Annotated in this window: 7 protein-coding genes; all 7 read right to left on the bottom strand. The window is 41.2% G+C overall.

Going from position 1 to position 6,357, the window contains the following annotated elements; all coding sequences use genetic code 11:
* Positions 1 to 87: CoA-transferase (locus tag CL42_RS17115; RefSeq protein ID WP_322840238.1), on the bottom strand; the 87-nt coding region annotated here is incomplete at its 3' end.
* A 43-nt stretch (positions 88 to 130) separates the two neighbouring features.
* Complete coding sequence (gene benE, locus CL42_RS15230; protein ID WP_035270506.1) at positions 131 to 1,339, bottom strand: benzoate/H(+) symporter BenE; 1,209 nt, start codon at positions 1,337 to 1,339, stop codon at positions 131 to 133.
* Between the two features lie 56 nt (positions 1,340 to 1,395).
* Positions 1,396 to 2,175, bottom strand: coding sequence for a 1,6-dihydroxycyclohexa-2,4-diene-1-carboxylate dehydrogenase (locus CL42_RS15225; protein WP_035270503.1), 780 nt, complete (start codon positions 2,173 to 2,175; stop codon positions 1,396 to 1,398).
* 13 nt (positions 2,176 to 2,188) lie between these two features.
* On the bottom strand, positions 2,189 to 3,205 hold the full coding sequence (benC, locus tag CL42_RS15220; protein ID WP_035270501.1) for a benzoate 1,2-dioxygenase electron transfer component BenC: 1,017 nt from the start codon (positions 3,203 to 3,205) through the stop codon (positions 2,189 to 2,191).
* A gap of 90 nt (positions 3,206 to 3,295) precedes the next feature.
* The gene (benB, locus tag CL42_RS15215; RefSeq protein WP_035270498.1) at positions 3,296 to 3,799 is read right to left on the bottom strand and encodes a benzoate 1,2-dioxygenase small subunit; all 504 of its coding nucleotides are present in this window, start codon (positions 3,797 to 3,799) and stop codon (positions 3,296 to 3,298) included.
* Entirely contained in the window at positions 3,796 to 5,178 is a 1,383-nt protein-coding gene (benA, locus tag CL42_RS15210; RefSeq protein WP_035270495.1) for a benzoate 1,2-dioxygenase large subunit, read from the bottom strand. The genes benB and benA overlap by 4 nt, the downstream gene beginning before the upstream one ends.
* Positions 5,179 to 5,252: 74 nt before the next feature.
* Entirely contained in the window at positions 5,253 to 6,173 is a 921-nt protein-coding gene (catA, locus tag CL42_RS15205) for a catechol 1,2-dioxygenase (RefSeq protein WP_035270493.1), read from the bottom strand.
* Positions 6,174 to 6,357 lie beyond the last annotated feature (184 nt).

Raw genomic sequence — 6,357 nt, 5'->3', positions numbered from 1 at the left:
AGTACCAAACCCACCAATCATAATGGTTGAACCGTCTTTAATTTGGGAGAGGGCTTCGGTTAAAGACGCTGAGCTTTTATCAATCATAATCACTTCCTAAACAAACGATCTACATTTACCTTTAATAGGATCAGGTCGATGTAGACGATGATGGGTTAGTATTTTGACGCTTCGTTAAAATCACGTGCGCTAAAATACCAATACAGATTCCCCAAAAAACTGAACTTAAACCTAAAAATTGCATGCCTGAAACAGTCGCCAAGAAAGTAAGGAGAGCTGCGTCACGATCCTTTTCTTGGAACATAGCAACGTGTAAATTTGTAGCAATAGCACCTAAAAGTGCTAAACCTGCTAATGCAGCAACAAGTTCTTTAGGTAGTAAGCTAAAGAGCATCACAATGCTGCCTGCAAATAAACCACCTAAAATATAGAAAATACCGTTCGCAATACCTGCGATATAACGTTTCTCTTTGAGCTCATGTGCATCTTTACCTGTACAGAGTGCGGCTGTTATTGATGCCAGGACAATGGTGATCCCGCCCACACAAGCAACAGCTAACGATGCGATACTGGTAGTGGTAATAATCGGTTTTGCTTGAATGTCATAGCCACTTAATTTCAAAATTGCCATGCCAGGTAAAAATTGACCAGAAAGGCTGACTAAAATAAGAGGTACTGCAAGATTTAGAAAAGAGTTAAGCGTCCACTCGGGCGCAATGAATTGGGGTATTGCAAGTGAAAACTCCATATTCACAGCATTGAATTTTCCGAGGACTAAACTCATGAAAATACCAGCTGCCAATACAAAAAGCATGGCATATCGAGGTGTTAAACGCTTAGCAATCAGATACGAAATAAGCATTCCAAACACAATATATGGCATGGTATTGGTCGCGGTAAAAAGACCAAATCCGAACTGACATAAGATACCAGCCATCATTCCTGCAGCCACTGATTGCGGTATCAAAGCCAATAGTTTGTCGAAATATCCGGTAATACCAATGATGAAAATCACTACAGCTGTAGTGATATATGCAGCAACTGCTTCATTCAGTGATATATCTGGAAAAAGTGTGACTAGCAGAGCAGTACCAGGTGCCGACCAAGCGGTAATGACAGGAACTTTAAACTTTATTGATAATAGAATTCCAGCTACAGCAGCACCAATTGAGATACCCCAAATCCATGAAATCATCATGTCTGGGGAAACTTGGGCTTGTTGTGCTGCTTGAAAGAAAATAATTAATGGTCCGGCATATGAAATCAATACAGCTAAAAAGCCGGCGACAGTGGCGGAAATAGACCAATCTTCTTTTAGTGTTTTAAACAGGGTTGCCATTGTATTTGCCTCCTTGCGTCAATGATCCTGTGAATTTAAAGAGTCCGTGATCAGGGTTAACCCTGATCACCACCACCTACAGGTACGACTGTGCCTGTAATGTATGAAGACTCATCTGAAGCAAGGAACAAAATAGCATTTACTTGTTCTTGAATAGTGCCATAGCGTTTCATGTAGCTGCGGTCAATTGTTTGATCAACCACTTCTTGCATCCAAGCTTGATCTTGCTCAGATAATGGTGAAGTATTACGTGGAATTACACGTGGTGGAGCTTCAGTACCACCTGTAGCCACAGCATTGATGCGGATACCATCTTTAGCATGTGCAAATGCCATTGATTGAGTAAAACTATTTACACCACCCTTAGCCGCAGAATATGGAAGACGGTTAATTCCACATGTGGCGATAGATGATACATTCACGATCACACCAGATTTTTGGTGTTGCATGTGTGGTAAAACTGCACGACAACTCCATAAAGTAGGAAATAAAGAACGATTGATCTCTTTAATAATTTCCTCTTCAGAAAACTCTTCAAAAGGTTTCATCCAAATCGCACCACCAACATTGTTGATCAGCACATCAATTCGGCCAAAAGTCTCGATCGCTTTATTTACAACGGATTGTGCACCAGCATAGGTTTCAAGATCAGCTAAGACAGTAACACCTGTGCCACCTTGAGTCGTAATTTCTTCAAGTGTGGTCGTCACGTATTCAGCACGGTCAGCCAGTACAACTTTTGCACCTTCGCTAGCTGCTTGAAGAGCAACACCGCGACCGATGCCTTGAGCGGCACCAGTGACGATTACGATTTTATTATCAAATCTTTGATTCATGTTCCTCTCCACTTTAATTCGCAGAGAATTTTTCGAATAAGAAGTTTGCAGGTTTAACGCCTTCAGCATCTAACCAACCACGAACTGCATCTACCATAGGAACAGGACCACAGAGGTAAACGTCTACATCACCACCGTTGAGCCATTCAGTTTCAATGTGACCTGTTACATAACCTTTACGTTCGTGTGCAGATTCTGGGTTTGCAACTACGGTACGGTATTCAAACCAATCAAGTTTTTCTTGAAGTTTGTTGAGTTCTTCAATAGCAACTAGGTCAAAGTCATTGGTTACACCAAAAACTAAACGTACTGGATGTTCAGAACCTTTTTCTTCTAATACTTGAAGCATCGACATAAATGGAGCAATACCTGTACCACCAGCAAGCATTACTACAGGGCGTACTACATTACGTAAGTAGAAGCTACCAAATGGACCAGTGAATGTCATTTTGTCGCCGACTTTCGCTTCGCTGCTTAAGAAGCTACTCATCTTACCGTTAGGAACGTTACGAACAACAAAGCCGGTCAAACGGTTACCTGGCTTAGAGCTGAAAGAGTATGAACGTGTTTCAGTTGATCCAGGAATACCTACATTTACATACTGACCAGCAAGGAAATTGATATCTGGCTGACCCTCGTCTAGTTGAATATCAAAGGTAATTGTAGATTCAGATAAGTTTTCTACACGAGAAAGTGTACCTTGATATTGATGAATTTGAGTTTTACATACATCAGATGATGCTTGAATTTGGAAAACTGCATCTGAAGTAGGACGGCACTGGCAAGCTAAGATATAGCCTTGCTCAGCCTCTTCTGGTGTAAGTGCATCTTCAATATAAGTTTCTTCAGGCATGTCATAGCTGCCAGACTCACAAAAAGCTCGACAAGTACCACATGCACCATCACGGCAATCCAGCGGAATATTAATCTTTTGACGATATGCAGCGTCAGAAAGCGTTTCGCCTTGTGCAACTGAAATAAATCGGGTTACGCCATCTTCAAATTGAAGTGCAACATTATGGTTTGACATGGCTGAATATCCTTTAAGAATCTTTTGAACAATTTTTTGGTGTAACTACCAAAATTCCATTTGGTAGTTACTGAACTTGTTATTTACTAATTACAGGTGATATACGTCGATTACTTGGTTGATGTAATCATTTTTAAGTACCACATATTTATTTAAAATTTGTGGTTTTTCACCAGACAAATTGATTTCGTAGCGTGACATGCCGAAGTAGCTGTACGACTTTTGGTAGCGGTAACTTAAAGTATTCCAGTTGAAACGAACAACAACCTTATCTTCATGACGTTCAAGAATTTCAATATTGTTAATATTGTGGCTTGTACGTGTATCAGGCATTGTTGCAGAAGAGCGTTCAGTTTTGATACGGAACACGCGGTCTTCTAAACCTTGACGATCTGGATAATAAATTAACGAGATTTCTGATTGAGGATCTTCAGTTAATGTATTGTAGTCATCCCAAGATGGCATCCAGAACGATGCTGTAGGTGCATAACACTCTAACCATTCATCCCACTGTTCATCATCAAGTAGGCGCGCTTCTTTAAATAAGAACTGGCTCACTGATTCTAAAGTTGCTTCAAGATTCGCGTTACTCATGCGTTATCTCCTTGTTCAGCTAAAGCTTGTTCTGCTTTAATCGCACGTTTCATTTCTTCTAACCAATGTTGATGTTGCGCAAGGTATAAACCTTCGTCTTCAGTTTTAACGCCTGAAAGTTTAGGTTTTAGACCAATTTCGTTTGCTGCATCATCTGGGCCATTGATCCAATGCTTTGAGCCACGGCACATATCGTTCCACTCAAGTTCGATACCAGCATAACCTGCTTGACATGCACGGAATTCTTCTAAGTCATCTGGTGTCGCCATACCTGAAGCATTGAAGAAATCTTCATATTGACGAATACGGCGTGCGCGAGCTTCTGGCTCTTCACCTACAGGTGCGATGCAGTAAATTGTTACTTCAGTTTTATCGACAGCAATTGGGCGAAGTACACGGATTTGTGAACCGAACTGATCCATCAAATAAACGTTTGGATATAAGCAAAGGTTACGTGAGCGCTCGATCATCCACTTCGACATAGCAGGACCGAATTTCTCAGAGTATTCATCTGCTTTAGGGAAGTTAGGGCGGTCTTCAGGGTTAGCCCATTGTGTCCAAAGCAACATGTGACCATTTTCAAAACCGTAAGAACCACCGCCTTGTTTACCCCAAGATCCTGCGCTCATTGCACGGATATTGTCGCCAGCTTGTTTTTCTTTACGTTGTTGCGTAGTCGCAGCATAATTCCAGTGAACCGCAGATACATGGTAACCATCTGCACCATTTTCAGCAGTGAGTTTCCAGTTTCCTTCGTATGTATAAGTTGAGGCACCACGTAAAACTTCTAAACCTTGATCAGACTGACCCACGATCATATCGATAATTTTAGTCGTTTCACCTAAGAATTCTTCTAATGGCAAGACGTCTGGGTTTAAGCTACCGAATAAGAAGCCTTTATAACTTTCAAAACGTGCAACTTTCTTAAGATCATGTGATCCTTCTTTGTTAAAGCAGTCAGAATAACCTGCATCTGTTGGGTCTTTAACTTTTAAAAGTTTGCCTGAGTTATTGAATGTCCAACCATGGAATGGGCAAGTATAAGTAGCCTTATTACCACGTTTGTTACGGCAAAGTTGTGCACCACGGTGTGAACACGCATTGATCATTGCATTTAGCTCGCCTTGACGGTTACGAGCAATCACGATTGGCTGACGACCGATGTGTGTCGTGTAATAATCATTGTTATTTGGAATTTGGCTTTCGTGTGCCAAGTAAACCCAATTACCCTCAAAGATGTATTTCATTTCAAGGTCAAAAAGGGCTTGATCAGTGAAAACTGAACGATGAAGTTTAAACTCACCTGTCTCAAAGTTGTCTACAAGTAACTCATCAAGACGATCTAGATGGCTGGTATTAATTACAGGAATACGTGGCATGGACGTTCTCCGACTTTCCAAATTGAGGGGAAGTCATCGGGATAATTGACTTATCCCGATTCCGACTAATTGATTTAAGCTGATGCGCGGCGACGTTCAACTTCAGTAGAAGGCGCACCTTCAACGTCTTTTACTAATTCAATGTCAAATTGAATATGTTTGAACGCACCTTTCAGACCACGACGAGCAATTTCAGCTTCATCAGTTACGTCTACAGCAGTTGCCACTAAGCCATCACGCGTTGCAAATGCAAAGTCATCCCAAAGGTATTCATCACCTTCGATGTTGAACTGCGTAGTTAATTTACGGTAGCCAGGTGCAGTGACGAAGTAATGCACGTGTGAAGGGCGGTTACCGTGACGACCAAGTTTGTTTAATACAAACTGAGTTGTACCTTCTGGTGGGCAGCCATAACCTACAGGCATTGTGGTTAATGCTGTATATTGACCTTGTGCATCCGTGAAGATCGTACGACGTAAGTTGAAGTCAGATTGAGACTTATCAAAGAACGAGTAGTTACCTAAGCTGTTTGCATGCCAAACTTCAACTTTAGCGCCTTCAATGATGTTACCTTCAGTATCTTTAACGATACCTTCAATAATTAAAGTTGGGATTTTGCCTTCTTCAGAACCATCATCCATACGTGCAAAACCAACTGATTCTGGTGCACCAGCGACATACAATGGACCTTCAATTGTACGTGGAGTACCACCTGTAATACCTGCTTGAGCATCTTTCTCATCTGCACGTAAATCAAGGAAATGCTCAAGACCTAAGCCAGCAGCCAAAAGACCTAATTCGTTTGCTTGACCAGCATCAGTAAAGTACTCAAGACCCTTCCAAACTTCAGATTGGCTTAAATCTAAATCTTCAATCGCTTGGAATAAGTCAGATACTAAACGTACAACGATTTGCTGAACACGTTCATCAACAGGACCTGTTGCAGTATCAACGTTCATTTTTTTGACTAAAGCATTAATTTGTTCGCGGTTCATACTATTTCTCCTTAAGTATGCTTGCTGTGTGGTGGCTGACTTCTAATGTGTTTGAGCTCGCTGCCACAATCCTTGTTTAAAATGACGCTAAAAAACCTCTGGATGTATTGATGTCATGGCCTGAATCAATCAAGCCAAGACACTTAAAACTTAACGATCATCTTCACGGATAGAAGATGGGTGG

Source organism: Acinetobacter sp. Ver3 (assembly GCF_000632455.1).
Taxonomy (GTDB): Bacteria; Pseudomonadota; Gammaproteobacteria; order Pseudomonadales; family Moraxellaceae; genus Acinetobacter.
This window is presented reverse-complemented; position numbering and strand designations above follow the sequence as displayed.